This window comes from Streptomyces sp. NBC_00872 (assembly GCF_045161915.1).
In the GTDB taxonomy this organism is placed as follows: domain Bacteria; phylum Actinomycetota; class Actinomycetes; order Streptomycetales; family Streptomycetaceae; genus Streptomyces.
On sequence record NZ_CP108806.1, the window covers coordinates 651,420 to 676,204 of the forward strand.

Below are 24,785 nucleotides of genomic sequence, written 5' to 3' on the forward strand. Positions count from 1 at the left end.
TGGGAGGGACGGGGGCACCGGACGAAGGCAGCCGTGCGCGTAAGGAGCACCTCATGGCGAAGGCAGTCGGTATCGACCTGGGCACCACCAATTCGGTGATCGCCGCGTGGGAGGGCGGTGAAGCGACGGTCCTCCCCAACGCCGAGGGCGCCCGCACCACCCCCTCCGTCGTCGCCTTCACCGACTCCGGCGAACGGCTCGTCGGGCAGTTGGCCCGCCGCCAGGCGATCCTCAACCCCAAGGGCACCATCTACTCGGCCAAGCGCTTCATCGGCCGGCACCACGACGAGGTCCCGGCCGAGACCAGGGCGGTGACGTACGACGTCGTGGCGGGCGAGAACGGCGAGGCGCGGTTCGACATCCGGGGCAAGCTGTACGCGCCGGAGGAGATCAGCGCGCTGGTGCTGCGCAAGCTCGCCGACGACGCCGGGAAGTCGATGGGAGAGCGGGTCACGGAGGCCGTGATCACCGTACCCGCGTACTTCAACGACGCCCAGCGCACGGCGACCAAGGACGCCGGCCGGATCGCCGGGCTCGAAGTGCTGCGCATCATCAACGAGCCCACCGCGGCGGCCCTGGCGTACGGCCTGGACAAGAAGGAGCACGAGACGGTGCTCGTCTTCGACCTCGGCGGCGGCACCTTCGACGTGAGCATCCTGGATGTCGGCGACGGTGTGGTGGAGGTGCGCTCCACGGCCGGCGACACCCATCTCGGCGGGGACGACTTCGACCGCCGGCTGGTGGACCATCTCGCGGACACGTTCCAGCGGGAGAACGGTATCGACCTGCGGGGTGACACCCAGGCGCTGCAACGGCTCTTCGAGGCGGCGGAGAAGGCCAAGACCGAGCTGAGCTCGGTGACCCAGACCCAGGTCAGCCTGCCGTTCGTCACCGCGGACGCCACCGGGCCCAAGCATCTGACCGAGTCCGTCATGCGTTCCACCTTCGAGCAGATCACCGCCGACCTCGTGGACCGCTGTCTGGGGCCGGTCAAGCAGGCGATGTCCGACGCGAAGGTCACCGACAGCGATATCGACGAGGTCATCCTGGTCGGCGGCTCGACCCGGATCCCGGCCGTCCAGGCACTGGTGCGGCGGATGACCGGCGGCAAGGACCCCAATATGAGCGTCAACCCGGACGAGGTGGTGGCGCTGGGCGCCGCCGTCCAGGCCGGGGTGCTCAAGGGCGATGTCAAGGACGTGCTGCTGCTGGACGTCACCCCGCTCTCGCTGGGTGTGGAGACGCGCGGCGGTGTGATGACGAAGATCGTCGAGCGGAACACCACGATTCCGGTCCGCCGTACGGAGACATTCTCGACGGCCGAGGACAGCCAGCCCGCCGTCGATGTCGTCGTCCTCCAGGGCGAGCGCGAGCGGGCGGCCGACAACCGGGTGCTGGGCCGCTTCCAGCTCACCGACATCCGCCAGGCCCCGCGGGGCGAACCGCAGATCGAGGTCACCTTCGACATCGACGCCAACGGCATCCTCAATGTCACCGCGCGTGACAAGGACACCGGCAAGGAGCAGGGCATCACCCTCAGCGAGGGCTCCAACCTCGAATCCTCCGAGGTGGAGCGCATGATCGCCGAGGCGGAGCGCAACCGCGGCGAGGACCAGGCGCTGCGCCGGTCCGTGGACGCGCGCAATGAGCTGGACGCGATCGCCTACCAGGTGGAACGCCGGCTGGGCGAGCTGGGCGAGAGCGCCCCCGAGCACGAGCGGGCCCGTGCCCAGCTGCTGATCGGCGACGCGCGCCAGGCGGTGAAGGGCGAGGCGCCGCTGGACCGGGTCAGGTCGCTGACCTCCGAGCTCCAGCAGGTCTATCAGGGTCTCGCCGCGCGGCAGGCCGGTCCCGCCGGGCCCTCGGAGCCCGGGGCGGCGGGTCCGGGGCCGGGGCAGGCCGGGGGAACCGGCGGTGGTGACGACGATGTCGTGGACGCCGACTTCGACCGGAGCTGAGGTCACGCCATGGCCGCACAGCCGGAACCGGAAGCGGTACCGCCGCCGGACGGTCCGCCGCAGGAGCTCGCCGAGGTCCAGGACGCCTGGCGCCGCGCGCTCGCCGATCTCGACAATCTGCGCAAGCGCTACGCCAGGGAGCTGGAGGACGTACGGCGGGCCGAGCGTGCCCGTACCGCCGCCGAGTGGCTCCCCGTACTCGACAATCTCGAACTGGCCCTCGCGCACGCCCGCGCCGACCCCGCCTCCATCGTCCAGGGGGTCGAGGCGGTACGGGACCAGGCCGTCGACGCGATGGAACGGCTCGGCTATCCCCGCCAGGAGGAGAAGGGCGTGCCGTTCGACCCGGGCCGGCACGAGGTGGTCGGTGTCGTCGACGACCCGGACGCCGAGCCCGGCACGGTCGTGAAGGTCCTGCGTCCCGGATACGGGCTCGACGACCGCCAGCTGCGGCCGATGGCCGTGACGGTCAGTCAGCGGCGGGAGTGACGGTCCATGGCACAGGACTACTACGAGGTGCTCGGGGTCCCCCGTACGGCGGGCGACGAGGAGATCCAGCAGGCCTACCGGAAGCTGGCCCGCCGCCACCACCCCGACATCAACAAGGACCCGCGGGCCGAGGAGCGGTTCAAGGAGGTCAACGAGGCCTACGGCGTGCTGTCCGACCCGGACACCCGGGCGCGTTACGACCGGTTCGGCCCGGACTTCCGCAAGTTCCCCGGGTCTCCCGGGGACTACGACGAGCGGGTGGCCGCCGCGGCCGGCCGCGGCCCCGGGGGCCGGGCCTCGACGGGCGGCGGCTGGACCGCGCCGGGCGGCGGGACGCGCTTCGCGCAGGGCACGCGCGGCGCCTATCAGGACGTGGACTTCGAGGACCTCTTCAGCGATCTGTTCGGCGGCGCGGGGCGCGGCGGGGGACGCGGGAACGTGCCCGGGGCCGACCAGGAGGCCGAGCTGGAGCTGACCGTGGAGGAGGCCTACCGGGGCGGCCGGCGCGCGGTCGGCCTCGCCGGACCGGACGGCCGCCGTGACTACCAGGTCACCGTGCCCAGGGGCGTGACGGACGGACAGCGGATCAGGCTGGCCGGCGAGGGCGGCCGGGGCGGCCGTGACGCACCCGCCGGTGATCTGTATCTGCGGGTGCGTATCAGGCCCCATGACCGGTACCGGCTGGAGGGCCATGACATCCATGTCCGGCTTCCCGTGACGCCCTGGGAGGCGGCGCTCGGCGCCACCGTACCGCTGCCCACCCCGGGCGGCACCGCCAAGGTCACCGTCCCGCCGGGCTCCTCCAGCGGCCGGCGGCTGCGGCTGCGCGGCGAGGGCATGCCCCGTGCGCGCGGCACCGACGGCGATCTCTACGCCGAACTCCGGGTGATGGTCCCGCCCCGTCCCACCGACCGTGAACGCGAGCTGTTCGAGGAACTGGCCGCCGCGTCCGACTTCGACCCGAGGAGGCCGGGATGACGGCCGATCAACGGCATCAGCGGCCGGAGGCGGGGCGGATCCGGGTCTACGAGCTCGTGCCCGTCCGCCGGCTCGGCCTGGACGAGGTGGCCCGTCGCTCGGGACTCCATCCCGATCTGGTCCGGCGTCTGGTGACGCTCGGTCTGGTGGACGCCACCCGCGACCGCGCCGGCCGGCTCTCGTTCGATCTCTCCGCCCCGCGCAGACTGGCCCGTGTCCAGCGGCTGCGGGCCGGACTCCCCCTCAACTACGCCTCCATCGGGCTGGTACTCGATCTGCTGGACCGGATCAGTCTGCTGGAGGCGGCGCTGCGCCGTACCGGCGCGAGGAGTGACGACTCGCCATGGACATGAACCGTCTCACCCAGAAGTCCCAGGAAGCCCTGCAACAGGCCCAGAGCGCGGCCGTGCGCCTCGGGCAGACCGAGGTCGACGGGGAGCATCTGCTGCTGGCGCTGCTCGACCAGCCCGACGGGCTCGTCCCCCGGCTGCTCGGCCAGGCGGGTGTCGATCCGCCGTCCCTGCGCGCGGCCGTGGAGAGCGAGGTGTCGCGCAGGCCCAGGGCGACCGGGCCGGGTGCCGCACCCGGCCAGGTGTTCGTCACCCAGCGGCTGTCGCGGCTGCTGGAGACCGCCGAGCGGGAGGCCGGGCGGCTCAAGGACGAGTACGTCTCCGTCGAGCATCTGATGATGGCGCTGGCCGACGAGGGCTCCGCCTCCGCCTCGGGACGTCTGCTCAAGGAGCACGGGCTCACCAAGGAGACCCTCCTCGCCGCGCTCACCCGGATCCGGGGCAATCAGCGGGTCACCTCGGCGACTCCGGAGTCCGCGTACGAGGCGCTGGAGAAGTACGGCCGCGATCTCGTCGCCGAGGCGCGCGCCGGCACTCTGGACCCGGTGATCGGCCGGGACGCCGAGATACGGCGGGTGACCCAGATCCTCAGCCGCAAGACCAAGAACAACCCGGTCCTGATCGGCGATCCGGGGGTCGGGAAGACCGCGATCGTGGAGGGGCTCGCCCAGCGGATCGTGCGCGGCGACATACCCGAGGGCCTGCGGGACCGTACCGTCTTCGCGCTCGACATGGCGGCGCTGGTGGCCGGGGCCAAGTACCGCGGTGAGTTCGAGGAGCGGCTCAAGGCGGTGCTCGGGGAGGTCAAGGCGGCCGGCGGCCGGATCCTGCTCTTCCTCGACGAGTTGCACACGGTGGTCGGCGCGGGCGGCGCCGAAGGAGCCGTGGACGCGGGGAACATGCTCAAGCCGATGCTCGCCCGGGGCGAGCTGCACATGATCGGCGCGACCACCCTGGACGAGTACCGCAAGCACATCGAGACCGACGCCGCGCTGGAGCGCCGCTTCCAGCAGGTCCTGGTGGACGAGCCGGGCGTGGAGGACACCATCTCCATCCTGCGCGGACTGCGCGAGCGTCTGGAGGTCTTCCACGGGGTGAAGATCCAGGACACGGCGCTGGTCGCCGCGGCGACCCTCAGCCATCGCTACATCTCCGACCGCTTCCTGCCCGACAAGGCGATCGACCTGGTGGACGAGGCGTGCGCGCGGATGCGTACCGAGATCGACTCGATGCCCGCGGAACTGGACGAGCTGACCCGGCGGGTCACCCGGCTGGAGATCGAGGAGGCGGCGCTCGCCAAGGAGACCGACCCGGCCAGTGTGAACAGACTGGCGGAGCTGCGCGGGGAACTGGCCGGTCTGCGGGCCGAGGCCGACGCCGGGCACGCCCAGTGGGAGTCCGAGCGCCAGGCCATCCGCAGGGTCCAGGAGCTGCGTCAGGAGATGGAACGGGTCCGTCAGGAGGCCGACGAGGCCGAGCGCGCCTACGACCTCAACCGCGCCGCCGAACTGCGCTACGGGACGCTCACCGAGCTGGAACGCCGCTTCGCCGCCGAGGAGGAGCAGCTGCGGGCCAAGCAGGGCGAGACCCGGCTGCTGCGTGAGGTGGTCACCGAGGACGAGATCGCCGGGATCGTCGCCGCGTGGACCGGTATCCCGGTGAGCCGTCTCCAGGAGGGCGAGCGCGAGAAGCTGCTGCGGCTGGACGAGATCCTCCAGGAGCGGGTGATCGGCCAGGACGAGGCCGTACGGCTGGTCGCCGACGCGATCATCCGGGCCCGGTCCGGGATCCGTGATCCGCGCAGGCCGATCGGGTCGTTCATCTTCCTCGGCCCGACCGGTGTGGGCAAGACGGAGCTGGCGAAGACCCTCGCGGCGGCGCTCTTCGACACGGAGGAGAGCATGATCCGCCTCGACATGAGCGAGTACCAGGAACGGCACACGGTGAGCCGGCTGGTCGGCGCGCCTCCCGGTTACGTCGGGTACGAGGAGGGCGGCCAGCTCACCGAGGCCGTGCGCCGCAGGCCCTACTCGGTGGTGCTGTTCGACGAGGTGGAGAAGGCCCACGCCGATGTCTTCAACACCCTGCTCCAGATCCTCGACGACGGCCGGATCACCGATGCGCAGGGCCGCGCGGTCGACTTCCGCAACACCATCGTCATCATGACGTCCAACATCGGCTCCACCTATCTGCTGGACGCGAGCGTGGACGGCGAGATCAAGCCCGACGCCCGCGCCCAGGTGATGGCCGAACTGCGCTCGCACTTCCGGCCGGAGTTCCTCAACCGCGTCGACGACATCGTGCTCTTCAAGCCGCTGGGCCTGGCCCAGATCGAGCGGATCGTCGACCTCCAGTTCGAGGAGCTGCGCCGGCGTCTCGCCGAGCGCAGGATCACCGTCGAACTCACGGAGCAGGCCCGTGAACTCATCGCCCACCAGGGCTTCGACCCGGTGTACGGCGCCCGGCCGCTGCGCCGCTACATCTCGCACGAGGTGGAGACCCTGATCGGACGCGCGCTGCTGCGCGGGGACGCGCGGGACGGGTCGGTCATCCGGGTGGACGCGCAGAACGGCGAGCTGGTCGTGACGTATCAGGACGCGCCCGGGTCCGAGCGGGGGAAGGCGGCATGAGATGGGCGCGGCGGCCGACTGGCATCTCTCCATGGCCCGGCCGGTCACTCCCCGCACCCCCGACGGCTGCGAGGAGTGTCTGCGGCTCGGTTCGCCCTGGGTGCGTCTCAGGCTCTGTCTGACCTGCGGTCACGTAGGATGCTGCGACTCCTCGCCGCTGCGTCACGCGCGTACCCACGCGGGCACCCTCGGCCATCCGCTGGTGGCGCCCCTGGAGCCCGGTGAGGACTGGCGCTGGTGCTATATGCACGGGACGTTCGTCTGATGTCCGCCGATGTCCCTGTGGCTGCTGTGACGTTGACTGTACGGACAGCCAGTGTATTTTGACGTGTACATAGTTCGAGTGCGCGCGAGGCCGCGACACCGGACGCGGGGCCCGCCGCCGGCCTGGCGGGCCTTGGGGTGAGGAGCTGGGGGGACCGTGTCGCCGCGATCGGCGCATACGAACGAGGAAATGCGTGAGCAGTCGCGGGAGAGGATCCTCGCCGCCGCGCTGACGGAGTTCGCCGAGAAGGGCTACCACGAGGCGAGCATCTCCGACATCACCGCCCGCGCCGGTGTCTCGCGCGGTCTGATCAGCTACTACTTCCCCGGCAAGCAGGCGCTCGTGGACGAACTCCTCGACCGCTATCTCGACGGTGTCGTCGCCATCGCCGAGGTGACCGGCAGCCCCGACGAGCGGCTGGCCGCGATCCTGGACGGTGTCCTGCTCGCCGCCGTACGGACGATCCCCGTGCAGCGCATGGCGCTCAGCCTGGTCGTCGGCCCCGCCACGCACGATCTGTTCGCGCGGGTCGAGGCCCGTAAGGAGGAGCGGGTCGTGAAGCTGGAGGACCGGCTGCGCGAGTTGTTCGCGGCCCGTGGCGCGGCCGATCCGGCGCTGGAAGAGGTCTTCTTCCGCAGTGTGCTGGAAGGCGTCATCTTCAAGACCGCCGTCTACGCGGACCAGTACCCCATGGAGCGGGTGCGGGGCCGGCTGTACGAGCTGTACGGCCTGCCCGATCCCAGGACTCCGCTGATCCTGCCCGACCCGCCGCCCGTGGGCCGGATGCGCGCCGCCCCCGCCGGCTGACCCGTGGCACGCACGTCCCCGGTCATCCGCTTCGCCCGCTACGCAAGGAGACGCGAATGGACGCCACTGCAGCGCCGGCCCCGGCCGCCCGTGGGACGCGGCCGTCCTCCGGGGACCGGCAGGACGCCGACGACGGCGCCGAGGGGCCTGCGAGAGGTACGAGAGGCCAGCACAGCCGATTACGGATAGCGGTGCGCCTGACCGCACCCCGGCCCGAAGACGCGCGGCGCGTGGAAGACACGGGGCACGTGGAAGGCGCGTGGCCCACTCGTCCGGTGCACGCCCCCAACCCGCGGATACAGCGCGCGGGTTCCGGGTCCGCGGGTGCCGAGAGGGGGCACGCGTGAACCGGAGCCGCGCCGAACGGCGCATGTGGCAGCGGACCCGCCGTATCGCCGCGTCACTCACGCTGCCACGGCCGTTCACCCCCGAGGCCTTCATCGCCGCCCTCGCGGAACAGCGCGGACGGCCCATCGAGATCATTCCCGTCGCCATGGGACATTCGCTGCCCTGCGGGCTGCTCGTGACCACCGACCGCGCCGACTACATCCTCTGCGCCGAGGGCACCACGGCCTTCCACCGGCGGCACATCCTGCTGCACGAGGCCGCTCATCTGCTGTGCGGCCACGACCAGGAGCCGGCCGCCGAGTCGTCTGCGGCGCGTCTGCTGATGCCGGGTCTCTCCCCCACGCTGATCCGCCGGGTCCTCGGCCGGACCGTGTACAGCGAACCGCAGGAGTGCGAGGCCGAGTTGCTCGCCTCGCTGATCCTGCACCGGGTGGCCCGGGACGGGGCCAGGCCCGCCCGGACGGCCCAGGGGCACGGCGACGCGGGCTGGCTCGTGGGCGCCGTGGACGGCGAGGAACCCGGCCATGGGTGAGGTGCTGGCGTACTGTCCGGCCGGGCTCGCCATCGCCGTCGGCTGGTACGAACTGCGGCTGGCGCGGCGCGGGGGATCGTCCTCCGCGGTGCGGCTGCTGTGCTGGTTCGGGCTGACCATGGGCGCGGCGATGGTGCTGCTCGCCCCCACCACGGTGACCGCGGCCCAGCTCTTCGTACCGGAGGCCGCCGCGGGATTCCATCTCGCGGGGCGTGAGCTGGAGATGGCCGCGATGGCCTTTCTGCCCCAGGCCGCGCTACGGCTGACGCCACGGCCACCGGTGCGGATGGCCGGGCTCTGGCATCTCGGCACGACCGCCGTCGTCCTCGCGGGCTGCCCCGTGCTCTTCCTCGTCGCACGGCCCGAGGTCGTCGGGAGTACGGTCACCACGGACGCGTCCGGGTCGCTCTGGTTCGCCGCGTTCGACTCGGTCTTCACGCTGTACACGCTGTTCTGCCTCGTCCTGTTCACCGTGCCGGTGGGCCTGCACGCGCGGGGTCTGCCGCCGGGGCCGCTGCGTACGGGTCTCCGGCTGATCTGCGCCGGCGCCCTGGTCGGTCTGGTCTGGGGACTCTGGGGTCTGACATCCGTCGTGAGCATGGTCAGAACACATCGTCAGGGGGCGGGCCTGGACCCGGTGGCGGTGGCGCTGGGGACCGGCTGTCTCGTTCTCGCGGCCCTGGGGGTGACCGCCGCCCGCTGGGGTCCCGCGCTCGCCGCCCCGTCCGGCTGGCTCCGCCCCTACCGCGATCTGCGGGCCCTGGAGCCGCTGTGGTCGGCGCTGCACGCCGTGGTTCCCGGCACGGCCCTGGGCGTCTCCTGGCGGTGGGCGGGCCGGGTGGATCCGCGTGCGGCCGAATTCGCCCTCTACCGGCGGGTGGTGGAGATCAGGGACGGCTATCTCGCCCTGCGCCCCTATCTCGATCCCCGTATCGAGCTGTGGGTGGAGGGTGCCCTCATCCGCTTCCCGGTCCCGCCCGCCGGTCTGGCCGCCACGGTCGAGGCGGCCACCATCGCGGCGGCGCTCGAATCCGCGCGGGCAGGGCGGACATACGGTGACGCGACCGCCGCCGGGCTCACCTCACCGCCGGCCGAGGACACCGTCGACGCCGAGGCCGCCTGGCTGATCAGGGTGGCCGAGGCCTTCACCTTCTCCGGCGCGGTGGAGTACACCCGCCGGCTGGCCCGCGAGGAACTGGCGCGTCCCTGACGGTATTTCGGCCGTACGTACCGTCGGGAGGACGGCGCCATCGGCCGGATCCGCCCCCCTCCGCCTTGGACGGCCCATGAACTAGGATGAATGCGCAGTCGGAAACGATCCGGCAGTACCGGGAATCCACCGGGCCCAGGAGGTGACGGACGCGATGGCCGACGAGGAGCCCGCTCCGTCGACACTGGCCGGGAGGATCGACGCCCTGTTCCGTGTGGTGCGCCGTCCCAACCGTGAGCCGTACAGCCACGAAGAGGTCGCCAGGGCCTGCCGTGAGGCCACGGGGGACAGCTTCTCCGCGACGTATCTGTGGCAGCTGCGCACCGGGCGCCGGGACAATCCGACCAAGCGCCATCTCGAAGCCCTGGCCCAGTTCTTCCACGTACCGGTCGCCTACTTCTTCGACGACGACCAGGGCGCGGCGGTCGCCAAGGAGCTCGAACTGCTCGGCGCGCTGCGGGACGCGCAGGTGCGCAGCATGGCCCTGCGCGCGGTCGGTCTCTCCCCCGAAGCGGTGGGCACGATCAGCGACATGATCGATGTGATCGCACGACGGGAGAGGGAGCACGGAGCGGCGGACGGCACCGCGTGAGCGATACCGTCCGCCGCTGACACTCCCCGATCGCGCCTCTCCGCCGCTCCCCCGGGCGCTCCTCCCCGATCGCTCCTCGCGGGTTCCCTCCCTCGCCGGCCGTCACGTCGCCCGTCGTGCCGGCCCCTCCGCGTCCAGAGACTCGTCGCGGGCGACAGCTGTTTCCCGCTCCGCGGCCTCGCGCAGCCGCCGGGCGGTGCGCAGCGCCCGTGGCAGGGTCACCAGAACACCGGCCAGGCCGAGCAGGGTCATGGCCCACAGCGCCTCGCGGACCCCCCACCGGCTGCCGAGCGCGCCCCCCACGAGCGCGCCGAGTATCCCGGCCGCCGCCGTGCACACCTGAAGTGCCGCCATGGACCGGCCCAGTACGGCTTCCGGTACATCGGCGACGAGCACGGAGGTCACGGCCACATTGGCGATGGCCCCGAAGAACACCGGAAGTCCGATGCCCAGAGCGGCGCTCGGCGCGGCGAGCGCGAGCGGTCCGTTGGAGAGAGGCAGCAGCAGCGTGCACGCGGCGGCAAGTGTGAACGTGAACAGCGACACCCGGCGCGCGTCGCTGCCCGGCCGCAGCAGCCGCGACGCCACGGCCGACCCGCCGAGACCCATGATCCCGGAGAGCGCGAAGACGGCTCCGAAGGCCTCCGTGGGCAGTTCCAGGGTCCGCAGCAGGAAGGGGCCGGTGAGCGCGGTGACCGCCGCCGCCGTACAGGTCGGGACGACGACGAAGACCGCGAGCGCCCGGTGGAAGGGGTCCTTGGTGAAGAACCGCAGTCCGTCGGCCGCCCCTCGGAGCGTGGCGGCCAGCGGCTGCCCGGCCCGGGGAGCCATCCGCTCCGGCTGACGCATGCTCAGCAGGGCCACGGCGCTGAGCAGATAGCTCACGGCGTCGAGCGCCAGGGCCGACGCCCCGCCGAGCACGGCGACGGCCGGGCCCGACAGCAGCCGGCCGATCAGCGAGGCGCCGTACTGGCCCGCCTGGAGCTTGGCCCGCGCGGGACCGACCCTGTCCGCACCCGCCAACTGCTTGAGATGCAGGAAGTACACGGCGGTCGAGAGCGTGGACATGGCGCCCAGCGCGGCGCTGAGGCAGGCCAGCCAGACCACGGTGACGATGTCCTGGGCCAGCCCCAGCGCGACCACCGCGACCGTCACCGCCGACACACAGTCCAGCGCCATCAGGGCCCGCCGGGGGCGGGTGATCCGGTCGGCGAGCGCGCCCGCGGGCAGCCCGAAGAGCAGGACGGGCAGGGTGGCGGCGGCGCTGAGCAGACCGACTTCCATCGCCGAGGCGCCGAGCTGGACCACCGCCACGATGGGCAGGGCGATCGCGGTGAACACGGAGCCGAAGGCGGAGGCGGTCTGACCCCACCAGTACAGGGTCAGGTCGCGGTGTCGTGTCGCGGCTTCCGCGCCGGGGGCGGGTGGCTTCGCGCCGGGGGCGGGTGGCTTCGCGCCGGGGGCGGGTGGCTTCGCGCCGGGCACGGGTGCTTCCGCGCCGGGCACGGGTTGCTTCGCGCCGGACCGGCGCGGCGGCCTGGGGGTGCTCTCCGGTTCATCCATGGAAGTGCCTCACCGGGGGGCCAGGGCGGATTCGGGTGTGGGCACGGCGGCCGGCAGGCCCGCCGTGAGAAGGGCGCCGGGGCGCGGGTCGAGAAGCTGCGACAGGAAGAGCAGGACACCCGCGGAACCGCTCCACAGGTCGGCGCTGAACCGAAGCAGCCGGTCGCCCAGGAAACGCACTCCGGTGGGGTGCGGAACGGCGAACTTGTAGAGTCCGCGCGCGATCCGGATCGCCTCCTGGCGGCTCGGCTCGTCCCCGGTGAGCACGGCGTGGTCGGCGAGGGCGAAGCCGAGACCGGCGAGTCCCTGCTGGAGTCCGGACATCGCGGGGGCCCCGGAGCGCAGGGCGGCCAGCAGCCGGGGCAGCGCCTCGGTCAGCCGCTGGTCGTCGACGGCGCCCAGATAGCGGGTCACCGTGTGGGCCATTCCCGCCGAGCCGCAGTACAGATAGGGCAGGCTGCGGCTGTCGGCCGCGGAGATCGGGAAGTACATCCGGGGTGTCCCGGGGGCGGGGTCCCGGTCGAGTTCGGCGTGCAGCAGCCGTACCCCGCGCCGGAGATGGTCCCGTTCGCCGGTGACAGAGGCAAGTTGGCCCAGCATCAGGGCGACGCCACAGCGTCCGTGCATCAGACCGGTGGCGTCGTCGGGCCCGAGCGAGGGGGTGATCGCCTCGTCGGAGGGCAGGGCCGCGGCGAGTGCCTGGGCACGGTCGACGTGGTGTTCGTCGCCGGTACGGCCGTACAGGGCGAGATGGGCCAGCGCGAGTCCGGCGGAGCCGCCGTACAGCGTCACCGACGCGGCGCCGGTGGTGAGCGGATGGCCGTCGGCCACGGTGAGCAGTTCGCGTGCCTCGTCCAGCAGACCGCGGTCGGCGAGTATCCAGGCGATACCGGAGAGACCGACGTACAGGCCCGGGGCGAGATCGGTCCTGGCGGCGAGGGCGTCACGGCGCAGCCGTTCCAGCAGACCGTCGGGGAGGGTACGGCCGGCCCTGCCCAGGGCGTGCACGACACCCGCCGTGCCATAGGCCACGCAGAGGGTGTTGGTGCGGTATCCGTCCGGGACCGTCGGGAACACCCGGGCGGGGTGGGCGAGATCGGCCATCGCGAGGAGCGCGTCCCCGGTCCGGTCCCTCAGCTCCGCGAGATGACGCAGTGGTTCCGCCGCCACCGACTCGGGCGTGGGCAGCCGCTCCGGCCGGCCGGGCCCCGCCGCTCCGGCGACCGGTCCGGCGTGCGGCCCGGCGGTGGGTCCAGCGGTCGGCCCGGGGGTCGGTCCGGCGGTCGGTCCGGCCGGCCGGTGGAACTTGGTGGCGCGGTGCCACAGGACCTCGGAGACCGGGGCGTAGGCGCTCAGTTCATGGCGCAGATGCGACAGCGTGTCCGAGTTGTGGCGAATGGAATGGTGGTAGGGACCGACGAGCAGCTGGGCCAGCGCCGAGACTCCGTAGTCGTCGTAGAGGAACGGATCGCCGCCCGCCCCGGCGACGAGTTCGGGCGGCGGGGAGTAGCCGAGGGTACCCAGCGGGGTGAACGGGGTGCCGGGGCGGCGCGTCGCCTCGAAGTCGACCAGTCTCACCCCGTCGTCCCCGGTCACCAGGACATTGCCGGGGCTGACGTCCACGAAGAGATAGCCGGCCGTGTGCAGCCGCTCCAGCGCCTCCTCGATCCCGGCGAGGATCCTCTCGCACCGCGCGTAGTACGCGGCGAAGGCCTCCGGGGTCCTCTCCCCGCTCAGCATGGGCTGGTTGTCCGCCATCCAGCTGTTCAGAGACTTGCCCTCGATCAGCTCCATGGCCAGGAACTCGTGCTCCCCCTGGCGGAAGTAGGCGACCGGCTCGGGGGCCAGTCCGGGATCGGTCGTCCGCAGCTCCTGGAGGACCCGCCACTCGCCGCGCAGATAGTCCGGCGCGGCGGCGCCGTCCTGGTCGACACCGGAGTGCGCGCGCGCCTCCTTGATGAACACCGGGCGGCCGGAGGCCTCTTCGCGCCCCCGGTAGACACCGCCGCCGTTGCTGAACTGCACGGCCTCGTCGAAGACATATCCCTGGAAGGAGAGCTTCTTGGCGGCGGGGCCGGAGGCGGAACGGGCCGCGGGACGGCGGGCCGCGGTCACCCGCTCGGTGAAGGGATCCGACACGCCCTCAGGAAGGACGAAGGACATCCCCCGCCGGTCCTCCGTCTCCTGGCCGTTCCCGTCGCGCACCAGCAGCAGATCCGTACCGTCGGGCCGGATACGGCTGCGGCGCGTGAAGGCACCGTAACGGTAGTGCACCGTACGGGAGTCCTTGTAACGGCGGTCGGTGAGGATATGCGGCCCCTCCTCGTCCGCGAGGGCCTCGCGCAGCCGTTCCATCAGCGCGCCGGCGGCCTCCGCGCTCCGGGGATAGACGGCGATGAACTTGCCGTTCGCCTGCCGCGCGGCCTGTTTGTGATGGGTCCACAGATAGAACAGCCGGCAGGAGAGGTGCTTGAACGTCACCTCCTGCTCGAAACAGATCTCCGCGACGGTGTCGAGAACGTGTGCCAGCCGGTCGGCACGGGCGGAGACATGGACCTTCCAGCCGTCCTCGACACCGGGCTTCCTGTCCTCCCTGTACCAGGTGGTCCAGACTCCGAAGTCGATGTCGAGCCAGCCCTCCGGCGGGTTCGCGGGCCGGAAGATCTCGCCCCGGTCCCGGCTGCTCTCCAGCGGCGCGTAGAACTCCCTGTCCGCTACGGCGAAAGCGACGGGCATGTCCATGAACCTCTCTCCGGCGGGACTTCGGGCGACTTCAAGTGACTTCGGACGACTTCCGATGGCTTCGCATGGCCTTCGGGTGGGGCGGGACGGCGGCGCGTCCGGCCGCGCGGTGACAGCGGCCGGACGCACCATCGATCGTGGGGAGGGTGTCAGCAGAGGGCGACGCTGATGTTGCTGGTGCCCGGCTGCTCCAGGTCCTTGCCGGGGACGGCGCCGTCCAGCTCCTGGAGCTCCAGCGGCGACTCGGCGTGCGCCTCGACCTCGGCCTCGGCCGGCTCGGTGGACTCGTTCGTGGGCTCGGTGTTCTCGGCCATGACTTCTCCTCGGATAGCGAACCGTGTCCGACGACGGGGGTGCGCCGGCAGCACCAGAAGCTAGAACAGGCCGATTCACAGATGCCCAAAGGTCGGTATGCGTCCGGTATCCCCGCATTCCAGAGGGCTGGTACGGGCCGGACGGCCCCGGTGAACCGGCCGCCACCAGGTACCTCTTGCGTCCATCCGAACGGAGATTAATGATGTATCCACACTTATTCATTTCAGCTTATGGCCGCCGGGCAGGCGCGGTCGCCCTGTGCTCCCGCGCCGCCGGCCGCCGACACGCCGCCTCGACACCCAGGGGGTACGAACGTGATGAACGGCATCGCCGAACCGCGGACCGGCGCCGTACGGTTCTCCGTCCTCGGCCCGCTCTCGGTTCATCTCGGCGGACGCGCCCTCTCTCTCGGTCCGTTGAAGCAGCGTCTGCTCCTGGCGATGCTGCTCTGCCGGCCGAACAAGCCGGTCTCCGTCGACGCACTGACGGACGCGCTGTGGGCCGACATGCCACCGCGTACGGCCCGTAAGAACCTCCAGGTGTATGTCTCGGCCCTGCGCAAACTGCTGGACGACGCCGGGGCCCGGGACCGGCTCGAACACCAGGCCGGTGGCTATGTGCTGCGCGTGGGCGAGGACGAGCTGGACTCGCTGCGCTTCCACCGCCTCGTGCAGTCGGGCAGGGACGCGCTGCGCCACGGTGCCCCGGTCCCGGCCGCCCGGCTGCTGCGGGAGGCGCTCGACCTCTGGCGCGGTCCCGCCCTCCCCGAACTCCTCTGCTCCCGGGCGGTCCTGGACGAGAGCGAGCGTCTGAACAGCCGTTACCTCCAGCTGTACGAGGACTGGGCCGAGGCGGAGCTGAGCCTCGGCAACGCCCCGCGTATCGCCGAGACCGTCGCCGATCTCGTGGAACAGCATCCGCTGCGGGAGCGGCTGCGGGCGGTCCAGATGAATGTGCTGTGCCGGCTGGGCCGGCAGACCGAGGCCTTCGCCGCGTACGAGGGACTGCGCCAGCTTCTCGCCTCCGAACTCGGCCTTCAGCCGAGTCCCTCGCTCCAGGCGCTGTACCGGTCGATGCTCGACGGCTGTCAGGACGGCACCGGCGCCCCGCCGGGTCCCAGCTCGTCCGTCGCCTTACCCGCGCGCGGCGGTCTGCGCTCTCTGCTGCCCCGGGATCCCGGGGACTTCACCGGCCGCCACGACCAGGTGCGCGAACTGATGACGCTGTTCGGTCAGGACAGCCACGCCGAACGGCGGGTCGCGGTCCTCACCGGCCCGGTCGGCATGGGAAAGACCGAGACGGCCGTCCATGTCGCGCACCGGCTCGCCGACGCGTTCCCCGACGGCCGGCTGCTGGTACGGATGCGCGACGCCGCCGGTGTCCCCCGGCCGTGGCCCGCCGTGCTCACCGAACTCGCCCGGCTCGTCGGCCTCGCCCGTCCGGTGTCCGGCGGTGCGGTACCGGACGGCCCGGACGACCCGGACGAGACGGCCTCCGTGTGGCGGGCCTGGCTGGCGCACCGAAGACTTCTGCTCCTGCTGGACGACGCCGCCGCCGAGGCCGATGTCCGGCCGCTCCTCCCGGACGCCGGAGCCAGCGCCGTGATGATCACCGCCCGCTCCCAGCTCGGCGGACTCGCCCCGGCCCACCGGGTCGCCCTGGCCCCGTTCTCCATGTCCGAGGCCCTCGACCTCCTGGCGGGCATCATCGGACCCGACCGGCTCAGGGGCGACCGGGGCGCCGCCGAACGCATCGTCGCGGCCACCGGCATGCTGCCCCTCGCCGTCCGGGTGAGCGGACTGAAACTGGCCGTACTGCGCCATCTCCCGCTCGGTGAGTACGCGGCGCGACTGGCCGACGACAGCATCCTGCTCGACGAACTCACCGCGGGCGACATGGACGTACGCCCCCGGCTGTCGAAGTGCTGGAGTGATCTGCCCGAGGCCAGCAGAACCGTGCTGCGCCGCCTCGGGACCCTTCCGGAGCCCGTCTTCACGCTCCACGAGGCGGCGACCGTGCTCGCCCGTGGACAGGACCAGGCCCGCAGGGAGCTGGAATCCCTGATGGACGCCGGAATGATCGCCCTGCCGGACAGCGAGGTCACCGCGCACGCGGTCCTCTACGAACTCCCGCGTCTGCTGCATGTCTACGCGCGGCAACAGTCCCTCGCGGACGCGGCAGGACCCCGTCACGCGATGGCCTGACCAGGTCATGGCAAGGGCCTTCGGACCCCCCGCCGACCTGCGGGTTTACCGATTACCAGGCGGCTGTGACCGGGGTTCCGAACCCGTCGCCCGGAGACTTTCCCTGCACCGCGACCCGCCCCGCACCGCGACCCGGACCGCATCGCACCGCGACCCGGACCGCCACGCGATCCGCACCGCACCACCGGGAGAGGAGGAAGCACCGTGGAACTCGCCGAGCTGATGAGCCTGCGCCCGCTGCCCGGCGCCGGGCTGCTGCTGAATCTCACCCGCCGCTGTCCGCTGCACTGCGCCCACTGCTCCTCCTCGTCCACCATGGGGTCCGAGGAGCCGGACGGCGGCCGACTGCTGCGCTTCGTCGGCTCGTTCCGCGCGGACGACCGCCCCGACGTGCTGATGATGTCGGGCGGTGAACCCCTGCTGCGACCGGATCTGGTGACGGAACTGGCCGGGCGTGCCCATCGGGCCGGCACCCGCTGCGCCCTGCTGACCGGGGCGTTCTTCGCGGCGGACACCGGCTCCCGGGACACCCCGATCCCGGCGAAAATCCTGCGGGCGATCACCGCGGTCGACCACTTCTCCGTGAGTGTCGACGCCTTCCACGAACGGGAGGTGCCGCGCCGGGCGGTCTTCCGTACGGTACGGCGGGTGCTGGACGCCGGAGTGCCCGCCAGCCTCCATCTCGTCGGCTCGGGACCGGACGATCCGTATCTCACCGACCTCGTCGCCGAGGTCCGGGAGACCTTCGCGGACCGGGTGCCGATGCTGGTGAACACCGTACGGGCCGTCGGCCGCGCCGCGTCCTGGGCCACCGCCCGTCCGGCGGCGCCCGATCCACGGCGCGCGCTCCCCTGCTCCATGGCCGCCTGGCCGGTCGTCGCCCACGACGGGACCGTCCTCGCCTGCTGCAACCAGCAGACGGTGGACACCCGTCCGCCACCCGCCCATCTGACGCTGGGTCATATCGCGGTGGACACCTGGGGAGAGATCCGGGAACGGTCGTCCTCGTCACCGGCGCTGCGGATGATCAGGACGGTGGGGCCGGCCAATCTGCTCCACCGGTCCGTGCCCGGCGCCTCCGCCCGGGGCTACTGCGCGGGATGCCGACGGCTCGGTGAGCACCCCGAGGCACTCGCCACCGCGGACAAGGTCGCCTCCGGAGCCGCGGGCGCGCTGCTCGACCGGCACGCGGCCCGGCTCCAGGCCGAAGCGGGCCCGGTCGCGCTCGTACGCCGCCACGGCAGCGCCCGGCACGCCGGTCTGGTGTCCCTCCGTCCGAAGCCCGCGAGCCCGCCCCCGGCGACTCCTACGACTCCTACGACTCCTACGGCACAGGCTCCGCTGGCGCCGGGTCCGCTGGCGCCGGGTCCGCTGGTGCCGGGTCCGCTGGTGCCGGGCGCCGTGCCGGACTCCGTTGCGCGGCAAAGCACTTCACGGCACGGGACCTCACAGCGGGAGACACCGCGATGAGAGCGCCCGTACATCCGAAGACCGACCGGAGCCGCGCCACCCCGACCGACGCGGGCGCCGCCGTCCTCGCCGGACAGGCCGTCCTCACCGGACAGGCTCTGCGGGCCAGGCTCGCGCTCACCGCTCCGGCGCTCGCCGCGTCGACCGCCCGGCTGTGGCGTGCCCCGGGACTCCGGGAGCGGTACACCGTCTACGTACAGGCCATGCACGGAGTAATCCGGGCATCGGTGCCGCTGATGGAGCGCGCGGCGGCGCGCTGCGCCGAACTCGGGCCGCGCGACCGGATCGCCGCACCGCTGGCGGGCTATCTCCGGGAGCACATCGCCGAGGAGCGCGGCCACGACGAGTGGCTGCTGGCCGACTTCGCGGCCCTCGGCGGCGACCCGGAGACCCTTCTCACCACGCTTCCCCAGCCCGCTGTCGCCCGTCTCGTGGGGGCGCAGCAGTACTGGATCGAGTACCACCACCCGGTCACCCTGCTCGGTCACATCGCGGTCCTGGAGGCCAACGCACCCGCGCCCTGGCTGGCGGACCGCATCGTCTCCGCGACCGGTCTGCCGGAGGCGGCCGTGACCACCGTCCGCGAACACGCCGGTCTGGACACCGGACACGCGGGGACGCTCTTCGCGCTGCTCGACCGGCTGCCGCTGAGCCCCGCCCTGAGTTCCGCTGTCACCGTCAGCGGTCTGCACACGCTGGACGCGCTCGTCGAACTGTTCGGGTGCGTCGACCGCGACACACGTTCCGCACCGCGCCCGTACGGCCCCACGCCAGGAACGGACACGTCATGAACGAGCCCCGAGGCCCCCTCCCCGGTCCCCCCGCCCCCGACGCGCTGACCACCCTCGAAGATCACGGTTTCCCACTCTCCGAACTCACGGCCGAACAGCGCCAGGTGCTCGGCGGTCTCACTCCGGACGAGGTCTTCCTTCTCCTGGACATCAAGGCACGCCTCGACGAGGTGGGCCCCGAGGTCCAGGCGCACAGCGAGATCGCCGGCGGGGCCCTCTTCTGAAGTCTTCCGCCCCCATGTGACGCCCCCTCGCGGGTCCGGTCTCCCCCTCCCGAAGCCGGTCTCTCCCGCCCCGAGCTGATCTCTCCCGCCCGAAGCCGATGTCTCCCCCAGAGCTGAAAGGACAACGATCCATGCGGTGTGCCTCGTGCGAAGGCCTGCTGCCGCGGAGCGCGCGGTTCTGCCCGCTCTGCGGAGCGACCGTCGCCGCACGCCCGGTCCCGCAGGCCGAGGAGCGGCGGACGGTGACCGTCGTCTTCTGCGATCTCGTCGGCTCGACGGCGCTGTCGGGGACGCTGGACCCGGAGGCACTGCGCGCCGTGACCCTCCGGTACTTCGGGCTGATGCGGTCGCGGCTGGAGGAGTTCGGCGGCACCGTGGAGAAGTTCATCGGGGACGCGGTGATGGCCGTCTTCGGTATCCCCGAGATGCACGAGGACGACGCCCTGCGGGCGCTGACCGCCGCGCTCGCCATGCTGGACGCGGTGGAGGAACTGAACGACACGGAGCTCGAACCCTCCCTCGGGATCCGGCTCCGCGTCAGGATCGGTGTCAACTCGGGCCCCGTGGTGAGCGGTACGGATGTCAGCGCCCGCCAGGCCCTCGTCTCGGGCGAGACGGTCAATATCGCCGCGCGGCTGGAGCAGCACGCCTCCCCCGGTGAGATTCTGATCGGCCCGGAGACCCGGCGCGCGGCCGGGGCGGGCGCGCGGACGGAGAGTGTGGGTCCGCTGACGCTGAAGGGCAAGTCAGGGCCCTTCACCGCCTATCGGCTCACCGGCATCGGGGAGGACGCGCCGGAGCTGCTGCGCCGCTTCGACGTGCCCTTCGTCGGGCGCGAGCGGGAGCTGACGGAACTGGATCTGGCGCTCGCCGATGTGTCCGACGGCCATGGCTCGTATCTGGTCACCGTCTACGGCGACGCGGGAATGGGCAAGACCCGTCTGCTGCACGAGTGGCGCGAACGCACCGCGTCGTCCGTGGTCCTCGGCCCGGGACGCTGCCGCCCCTACGGGGACCACGGCAGCCTCGCCCCGCTGGCCGAGGCGATCACCGCGCTCCTCGGCCGGACCGCCGGGACGGGGACCGGCGCGGACACCGCCGACGCGGACACAGTCACCGGGGAACGGCCCGGTGAGCCGGCCGGCCTTGCCGGACTGGCTGACCTCGCCGACCTCTCCGACGTCGCTGACCTCTCCGGCCTTGACCTCTCCGACCCGGCGGAACGAGCCATGTGGAGCGCCGCGTCGGAGGTACTGGCGGCCGGTCTGCTCAAGGACGGCACCCCCAATCCCTCGGTCGGCGAGACTTGCGCCGCCGTGGTGGCCCTGCTGACCGTCCTCTCCCGGTACCGGACCGTCGTGGTGATGATCGACGACTGCCACTGGGCGAGCGATCCGCTGCTCGACGTCCTCGGCCGTCTGATCGAGGAACTGGACCCGTCCGCCGTGCTGTTCGTCTGTCTGGCCCGTCCGGAGCTGCTCGACCGGCGGCCCGGCTGGGGCAGCGGCCGGCTGCGCTCCCGCGCGCTGATGCTGCCGCGGCTGACGGCGGCCGAGTCCGAGACGGTGGCTCTCGCGCTGACCGAGGTGAGCGCCCACTGGGCCGGTGCGGACGGCGGCGCGGTCCCCGTGCGCGTCCTGGAGGCCGCCGGTGGCAACCCGTTCTATCTGGAACAGCTTCTCGCCACTGTCTCGGAGCCGGAGTCCGCGTACGGGGCGGACGGCCGCGGCGATCTGCCGCCCACCCTCCAGGCGCTGCTCGGGGCGCGTATCGGCGCGCTCGGCGGCCCCGAGCGGGCCGCACTCGACCTCGCGGCCGTCGTGGGACGGGAGTTCACCACCGACGAGGTGGCCGCGCTCGCGGCCGTCTGCCCGGAGGGCGCGCCCGGCGGCCCCCTGCACAGCGGTACGGCGGGTACGGGTGCGGGCACTCGCGCGGGGTCGGCGGGTACGGGTACCTCGGGTACGGGCGCGGCGCATACGGGTGGTGTGGACGGCTGTCCGGAGGACTCCGTCCGCTCGGCGCTGACCCGGCTCTGCCGGCGCCGTCTGGTGCAGCCGGTGGGGCGGACCGCCTCCGGCCGCGCCCCGCTCCGGTTCAGCAATGTCATCGTGCACGAGATCACCTACGAGTCCATGGCCAAACGGGTCCGGGCCGAGCGGCACGAGCGCGCCGCCGATGTGCTGCTGACCCGGACGGGCGGGGAAAGCGGCGGCCCGGCCGCCGAGCGCCCGACTCCCCTGCGTCCCACTTCCCAGCGCCCCGCTCCCCCGCACCCCGCTCAGCAGCGCCCGATTCCCCAGCACCCGATTTCCCTGCCTTCATCTTCTGAGTACTCGTCGCCTGAGCGGGACGCGGCCGTGGCGGGCCATCTGGAGCGCGCCTTCCGCTACCGCGCCGAACTGGGCGTACTCGACGCGCGCACCGGACAACTGCGCCGCCGCGCCGCCCAGTTGCTGATCAACGCCGGCTCCCAGGCACTCGCCCGGTCCGACCTCGCCTGGGCCGGCACGCTGCTCGCACGAGCGGTGGAACTCTCGACGGACACTGGGACAGGGACGGAAGCGGGGACGGGAACGGAGCCCGAGTGGGCCGAGGCCGCGCGGCGCCTGGGTGAGGTACGGCTCGCCACCGGCCGGACCGACGAAGGCCGTGGCCTGCTGCTCGCCGTGCTCGGCACCCGGCGGGGCGCCGGCGGGAGTACGCGTACGGGAGATGTCCCGGCCGTGGAAGCGGCCCACGCCCGGCTCGCGCTGGCCGCCGCGCCGCCCGCCGACGACCCCGGGGACATCGCGGAGACGGCCCGGCTCACCCTGCCCGTCTTCGAGCGGGCCGGTGATGAACTGGGCCAGGCCAGGGCGTGTATCCGCATGGCGCAGGAACGCCAGCTCCAGGGCCGGCACGGCCAGGCCGACTCCCTGCTCACCCGCGCCCTCGACCACGCGGTGCGCCACGGCGCCGAACCGGAGCGCGCCCTGGCACTCGGCGCCATCGGTGTCTCCCTGTGGCGGGGACCCGAGCCGGTGCCCACGGCGCTGGCACGCGGCTGCGCGCTGCTGGCCGAGCACGGCGGCCCCCGGCCGACCGTACGGCTGACGCTCAACTGTCCGCTCGCGGTCCTCGTCGCCCTGCGGGAGCGGTGGGACGAGGCCCGTGCCCGGCTCGCCGACGCGCGCCGGATCGCCGCCGAACTCGGCTATGCAGAGGGCGCTGTGGTGGTACCCATGTTCGCGGCGGCGGTGGAATCCCTCGCGGGCCGGGGCGAGCGCGCGCTCGATCTGCTGGACGAGGCGGCGGACGCCGCGGACGGGCTGGGGGCCGGCGGACTGCTCGGAACGGTGACCCGCGAGGCCGCGCGCGTACTGCTGGACGCGGGCCGTGTCGACGAGGCCGAGGAGCGCCTCGCCTCGCACTCCGCGACCGCGGCGGGCCTGTCGCCCGGCGGCGGGGCCGCCATGGCCACCACCGGTCTGCCCCGCTCCGACACCGCCGCTCTCTACGGCGTCCTCGCCCGTATCTCCGCCGCGCGGGAGCGCGCCGAGGAGGCACTCGTACTGGCCTCCGACGCCGTGAGCGCCGCCGGCGCGACCGACTCCCCGGTCGTCCAGGCGGTCGCCCTGCTCGACCGGGCCGAGGTGCTGGGGCGGCTCGGCCGCCGGCCGGAGGCACGGGAGGCCGCGGAGCTGGCGCGCGGACGGTTCGGGGCGAAGAAGCACCTGCCCGGTCTGCGCCGGGCCGCGCGAACGGCGGAGTCGGTATGAGCGACGGCTACGCCGGGACCGGCGACCGGTACGGCGAGACCCCGGGGAGCCGCACCACGGGCGGTGACGGAGCGGCACACCGCCCCGGCCTGGTCTGGAGTCTGCGGGGCGAGGGCCCGCGGGATGTCCGCGTCACCGCCGACGCGCCGGCCATGCCCGCGCCGTCGCCCGGGGCGCATGCCCGAGGGCGCGGGATCAAGGTGTGTGTCGTCGACTCCGGTGTGGAGCGGGACCATCCGCTGATCGGCGCCGTCGACGGCGCCTGGGCCGTCGTCCAGGGCCCCGACGGGATCACCGTGGAGCGCACCGAGAGCGGGGACGCCTGCGGACACGGCACGGCCTGCGCGGGGATCATCCGCGCCACGGCGCCCGAGTGCGAGCTGTACAGCGTCCGGGTGCTGGGCAAGGGGTTCTCCGGCACCGGCGACATCATGCTCGCCGGTCTGCGCTGGGCGGTCCGCCAGGGCTTCGACGTGATCAATCTGAGCCTCTCCACCACCCGTACACGGTTCGCGCCGGAGCTGCACGCCCTCGCCGACGAGGCGTACTTCCGCAGGACCGTGATCGTGGCCTCGGCCCACAACACCCCGGTGGAGAGCTTTCCGTGGCGGTTCGCCTCCGTGATCTCGGTCGGCAGCCACCGGGAGAGCGACCCGGACCTGTATCTCTACAACCCGCGGCCCCCCGTGGAGTTCTTCGCCCCCGGCCAGGACGTACAGGTCGCCTGGCTCGGCGGCACCACGATGCGGACGACGGGCAACAGCTTCGCGACGCCGTATGTCGCGGGCCTGTGCGCGCGGATCCTCTCCGAGCACCGCCGGATGACGACCTTTCAGCTCAAGACCGCTCTCTACCTTTCCGCAGCAAACGTCGAAGTCGCCGCCAGGGGTGCCCAGTGAGCGAAAGCAGTGCAGGGAACGAGTCCACCGTGTCCGCCGTCGACCCGCTCGCCGGAGAGCTCCTCCGGTCCGTGGTGGAAGTGGCGCGGGCCATCTTCGGCGCCGAGGCGAGTTCGGTGTTCCTGCTGGACGAGGCCGCGCACGAGCTGGTCTTCCAGGCGGTCTCGGGACGCGGGGAGGCGTTCCTGGTGGGGCGGCGCTTCCCGGCCGACAGCGGTATCGCGGGCTGGGTCGTCACCTCGGGTGAGCCGATGATCGTCGCCGATCTGTCGCGCAGCGCCGCGTTCGACCGCGACTTCGCGAAGTCGACGGAGTTCGTGCCCGACGCGCTGATGGCCGCGCCGCTGATCCACGGTGACCGGGTTCTCGGCGTACTGGAAGTGCTCGACCCCGCCCCGCAGGCCCGCTCCAGCCTCGGTGAACTCGATCTGCTCGCCCTGTTCGCCCGGCAGGCCGCCACGGCCCTGCGTCTGGCGGACGACCGCCGCGGGACCGCGCGCCCTGCGGATCCCCGCCCTTCGCCGGATCTCGCGGAGGGCCCGAGGTCCCGGGCGCTGGATCTGCTGGAGGACCTGCGCAGCGTCCTCCAGTCGCCCGTCTGACGGCGGGCGCCCCCAAGTTTCCGGCCCCGAATCCCCGGAGCCGGTTCCGCGATCG

At 72.6% G+C, this 24,785-nt stretch carries 20 protein-coding genes; 17 read left to right on the forward strand and 3 right to left on the reverse strand.

What is annotated here, in order from left to right:
* Positions 1 to 53: 53 nt before the first annotated feature.
* The 10 genes from dnaK (at position 54) to OG214_RS02845 (ending at position 10,159) form a co-directional block, all read left to right on the forward strand.
* Entirely contained in the window at positions 54 to 1,958 is a 1,905-nt protein-coding gene (gene dnaK / locus OG214_RS02800) for a molecular chaperone DnaK (protein WP_405983642.1), read from the forward strand.
* Positions 1,959 to 1,967: 9 nt separating this feature from the next.
* Positions 1,968 to 2,447: a nucleotide exchange factor GrpE gene (locus tag OG214_RS02805; protein ID WP_363082445.1), complete on the forward strand. Its 480-nt coding sequence runs from the start codon at positions 1,968 to 1,970 to the stop codon at positions 2,445 to 2,447.
* Between the two features lie 6 nt (positions 2,448 to 2,453).
* Positions 2,454 to 3,425, forward strand: a complete 972-nt coding sequence (locus OG214_RS02810; protein WP_405983643.1) for a DnaJ C-terminal domain-containing protein — start codon at positions 2,454 to 2,456, stop codon at positions 3,423 to 3,425.
* Positions 3,422 to 3,778 carry a chaperone modulator CbpM gene (locus OG214_RS02815; RefSeq protein ID WP_405983644.1) on the forward strand — a complete coding sequence of 119 codons (357 nt, stop codon included), beginning with the start codon at positions 3,422 to 3,424 and terminating at the stop codon, positions 3,776 to 3,778. Before OG214_RS02810 ends, OG214_RS02815 begins: the two co-directional genes overlap by 4 nt.
* Complete coding sequence (gene clpB / locus OG214_RS02820; RefSeq protein WP_405983645.1) at positions 3,769 to 6,405, forward strand: ATP-dependent chaperone ClpB; 2,637 nt, start codon at positions 3,769 to 3,771, stop codon at positions 6,403 to 6,405. Before OG214_RS02815 ends, clpB begins: the two co-directional genes overlap by 10 nt.
* Before the next feature lies 1 nt (position 6,406).
* Positions 6,407 to 6,670, forward strand: coding sequence for a UBP-type zinc finger domain-containing protein (locus OG214_RS02825; RefSeq protein WP_363082449.1), 264 nt, complete (start codon positions 6,407 to 6,409; stop codon positions 6,668 to 6,670).
* 189 nt (positions 6,671 to 6,859) lie between these two features.
* A complete protein-coding gene (locus OG214_RS02830) occupies positions 6,860 to 7,477 on the forward strand; it encodes a TetR family transcriptional regulator (protein WP_363082450.1) in 618 nt (205 codons plus the stop codon).
* Positions 7,478 to 7,820: 343 nt separating this feature from the next.
* The gene (locus OG214_RS02835; protein WP_405983646.1) at positions 7,821 to 8,357 is read left to right on the forward strand and encodes a ParH-like protein; all 537 of its coding nucleotides are present in this window, start codon (positions 7,821 to 7,823) and stop codon (positions 8,355 to 8,357) included.
* Positions 8,350 to 9,567, forward strand: a complete 1,218-nt coding sequence (locus OG214_RS02840) for an MAB_1171c family putative transporter (RefSeq protein WP_363082452.1) — start codon at positions 8,350 to 8,352, stop codon at positions 9,565 to 9,567. Before OG214_RS02835 ends, OG214_RS02840 begins: the two co-directional genes overlap by 8 nt.
* Before the next feature lie 154 nt (positions 9,568 to 9,721).
* Positions 9,722 to 10,159 (forward strand): helix-turn-helix domain-containing protein, encoded by a 438-nt coding sequence (locus OG214_RS02845; protein ID WP_363082453.1) that lies wholly within the window; start codon positions 9,722 to 9,724, stop codon positions 10,157 to 10,159.
* A 102-nt stretch (positions 10,160 to 10,261) separates the two neighbouring features.
* Here OG214_RS02845 and OG214_RS02850 read toward each other — a convergent pair whose 3' ends face one another.
* From OG214_RS02850 to OG214_RS02860, 3 genes are all read right to left on the reverse strand, one after another.
* On the reverse strand, positions 10,262 to 11,722 hold the full coding sequence (locus tag OG214_RS02850; protein WP_405983647.1) for an MFS transporter: 1,461 nt from the start codon (positions 11,720 to 11,722) through the stop codon (positions 10,262 to 10,264).
* A 9-nt stretch (positions 11,723 to 11,731) separates the two neighbouring features.
* Complete coding sequence (gene lanKC / locus OG214_RS02855) at positions 11,732 to 14,458, reverse strand: class III lanthionine synthetase LanKC (protein WP_405983648.1); 2,727 nt, start codon at positions 14,456 to 14,458, stop codon at positions 11,732 to 11,734.
* A gap of 155 nt (positions 14,459 to 14,613) precedes the next feature.
* Positions 14,614 to 14,778, reverse strand: coding sequence for a hypothetical protein (locus tag OG214_RS02860; RefSeq protein ID WP_363083997.1), 165 nt, complete (start codon positions 14,776 to 14,778; stop codon positions 14,614 to 14,616).
* A gap of 318 nt (positions 14,779 to 15,096) precedes the next feature.
* On the opposite strand from OG214_RS02860, the gene OG214_RS02865 reads away from it, so the two are divergent.
* From OG214_RS02865 to OG214_RS02895, 7 genes are all read left to right on the forward strand, one after another.
* Positions 15,097 to 16,983 (forward strand): BTAD domain-containing putative transcriptional regulator, encoded by a 1,887-nt coding sequence (locus OG214_RS02865; protein ID WP_405983649.1) that lies wholly within the window; start codon positions 15,097 to 15,099, stop codon positions 16,981 to 16,983.
* A 204-nt stretch (positions 16,984 to 17,187) separates the two neighbouring features.
* Positions 17,188 to 18,453, forward strand: coding sequence for a radical SAM protein (locus tag OG214_RS02870; RefSeq protein WP_405983650.1), 1,266 nt, complete (start codon positions 17,188 to 17,190; stop codon positions 18,451 to 18,453).
* Positions 18,450 to 19,244 (forward strand): iron-containing redox enzyme family protein, encoded by a 795-nt coding sequence (locus OG214_RS02875; protein ID WP_405983651.1) that lies wholly within the window; start codon positions 18,450 to 18,452, stop codon positions 19,242 to 19,244. The genes OG214_RS02870 and OG214_RS02875 overlap by 4 nt, the downstream gene beginning before the upstream one ends.
* Complete coding sequence (locus OG214_RS02880; protein WP_363084001.1) at positions 19,241 to 19,468, forward strand: aroma-sacti cluster domain-containing protein; 228 nt, start codon at positions 19,241 to 19,243, stop codon at positions 19,466 to 19,468. Before OG214_RS02875 ends, OG214_RS02880 begins: the two co-directional genes overlap by 4 nt.
* A 131-nt stretch (positions 19,469 to 19,599) precedes the next feature.
* Positions 19,600 to 23,229: an adenylate/guanylate cyclase domain-containing protein gene (locus OG214_RS02885; RefSeq protein WP_405983652.1), complete on the forward strand. Its 3,630-nt coding sequence runs from the start codon at positions 19,600 to 19,602 to the stop codon at positions 23,227 to 23,229.
* Complete coding sequence (locus tag OG214_RS02890; protein WP_405983653.1) at positions 23,226 to 24,128, forward strand: S8 family peptidase; 903 nt, start codon at positions 23,226 to 23,228, stop codon at positions 24,126 to 24,128. The genes OG214_RS02885 and OG214_RS02890 overlap by 4 nt, the downstream gene beginning before the upstream one ends.
* A complete protein-coding gene (locus tag OG214_RS02895) occupies positions 24,125 to 24,730 on the forward strand; it encodes a GAF domain-containing protein (protein ID WP_365901111.1) in 606 nt (201 codons plus the stop codon). Before OG214_RS02890 ends, OG214_RS02895 begins: the two co-directional genes overlap by 4 nt.
* Positions 24,731 to 24,785 lie beyond the last annotated feature (55 nt).

Bases quoted from the DNA above. Each gene is read 5' to 3' on its own strand.
- dnaK (WP_405983642.1), top strand. From the start codon at position 54: ATGGCGAAGGCAGTCGGTATCGACCTGGGCACCACCAATTCGGTGATC.
- OG214_RS02805 (WP_363082445.1), top strand. From the start codon at position 1,968: ATGGCCGCACAGCCGGAACCGGAAGCGGTACCGCCGCCGGACGGTCCG.
- OG214_RS02810 (WP_405983643.1), top strand. From the start codon at position 2,454: ATGGCACAGGACTACTACGAGGTGCTCGGGGTCCCCCGTACGGCGGGC.
- OG214_RS02815 (WP_405983644.1), top strand. From the start codon at position 3,422: ATGACGGCCGATCAACGGCATCAGCGGCCGGAGGCGGGGCGGATCCGG.
- clpB (WP_405983645.1), top strand. From the start codon at position 3,769: ATGGACATGAACCGTCTCACCCAGAAGTCCCAGGAAGCCCTGCAACAG.
- OG214_RS02825 (WP_363082449.1), top strand. From the start codon at position 6,407: ATGGGCGCGGCGGCCGACTGGCATCTCTCCATGGCCCGGCCGGTCACT.
- OG214_RS02830 (WP_363082450.1), top strand. From the start codon at position 6,860: ATGCGTGAGCAGTCGCGGGAGAGGATCCTCGCCGCCGCGCTGACGGAG.
- OG214_RS02840 (WP_363082452.1), top strand. From the start codon at position 8,350: ATGGGTGAGGTGCTGGCGTACTGTCCGGCCGGGCTCGCCATCGCCGTC.
- OG214_RS02845 (WP_363082453.1), top strand. From the start codon at position 9,722: ATGGCCGACGAGGAGCCCGCTCCGTCGACACTGGCCGGGAGGATCGAC.
- OG214_RS02850 (WP_405983647.1), bottom strand. From the start codon at position 11,722: ATGGATGAACCGGAGAGCACCCCCAGGCCGCCGCGCCGGTCCGGCGCG.
- lanKC (WP_405983648.1), bottom strand. From the start codon at position 14,458: ATGCCCGTCGCTTTCGCCGTAGCGGACAGGGAGTTCTACGCGCCGCTG.
- OG214_RS02860 (WP_363083997.1), bottom strand. From the start codon at position 14,778: ATGGCCGAGAACACCGAGCCCACGAACGAGTCCACCGAGCCGGCCGAG.
- OG214_RS02865 (WP_405983649.1), top strand. From the start codon at position 15,097: ATGAACGGCATCGCCGAACCGCGGACCGGCGCCGTACGGTTCTCCGTC.
- OG214_RS02875 (WP_405983651.1), top strand. From the start codon at position 18,450: ATGAGAGCGCCCGTACATCCGAAGACCGACCGGAGCCGCGCCACCCCG.
- OG214_RS02880 (WP_363084001.1), top strand. From the start codon at position 19,241: ATGAACGAGCCCCGAGGCCCCCTCCCCGGTCCCCCCGCCCCCGACGCG.
- OG214_RS02885 (WP_405983652.1), top strand. From the start codon at position 19,600: ATGCGGTGTGCCTCGTGCGAAGGCCTGCTGCCGCGGAGCGCGCGGTTC.
- OG214_RS02890 (WP_405983653.1), top strand. From the start codon at position 23,226: ATGAGCGACGGCTACGCCGGGACCGGCGACCGGTACGGCGAGACCCCG.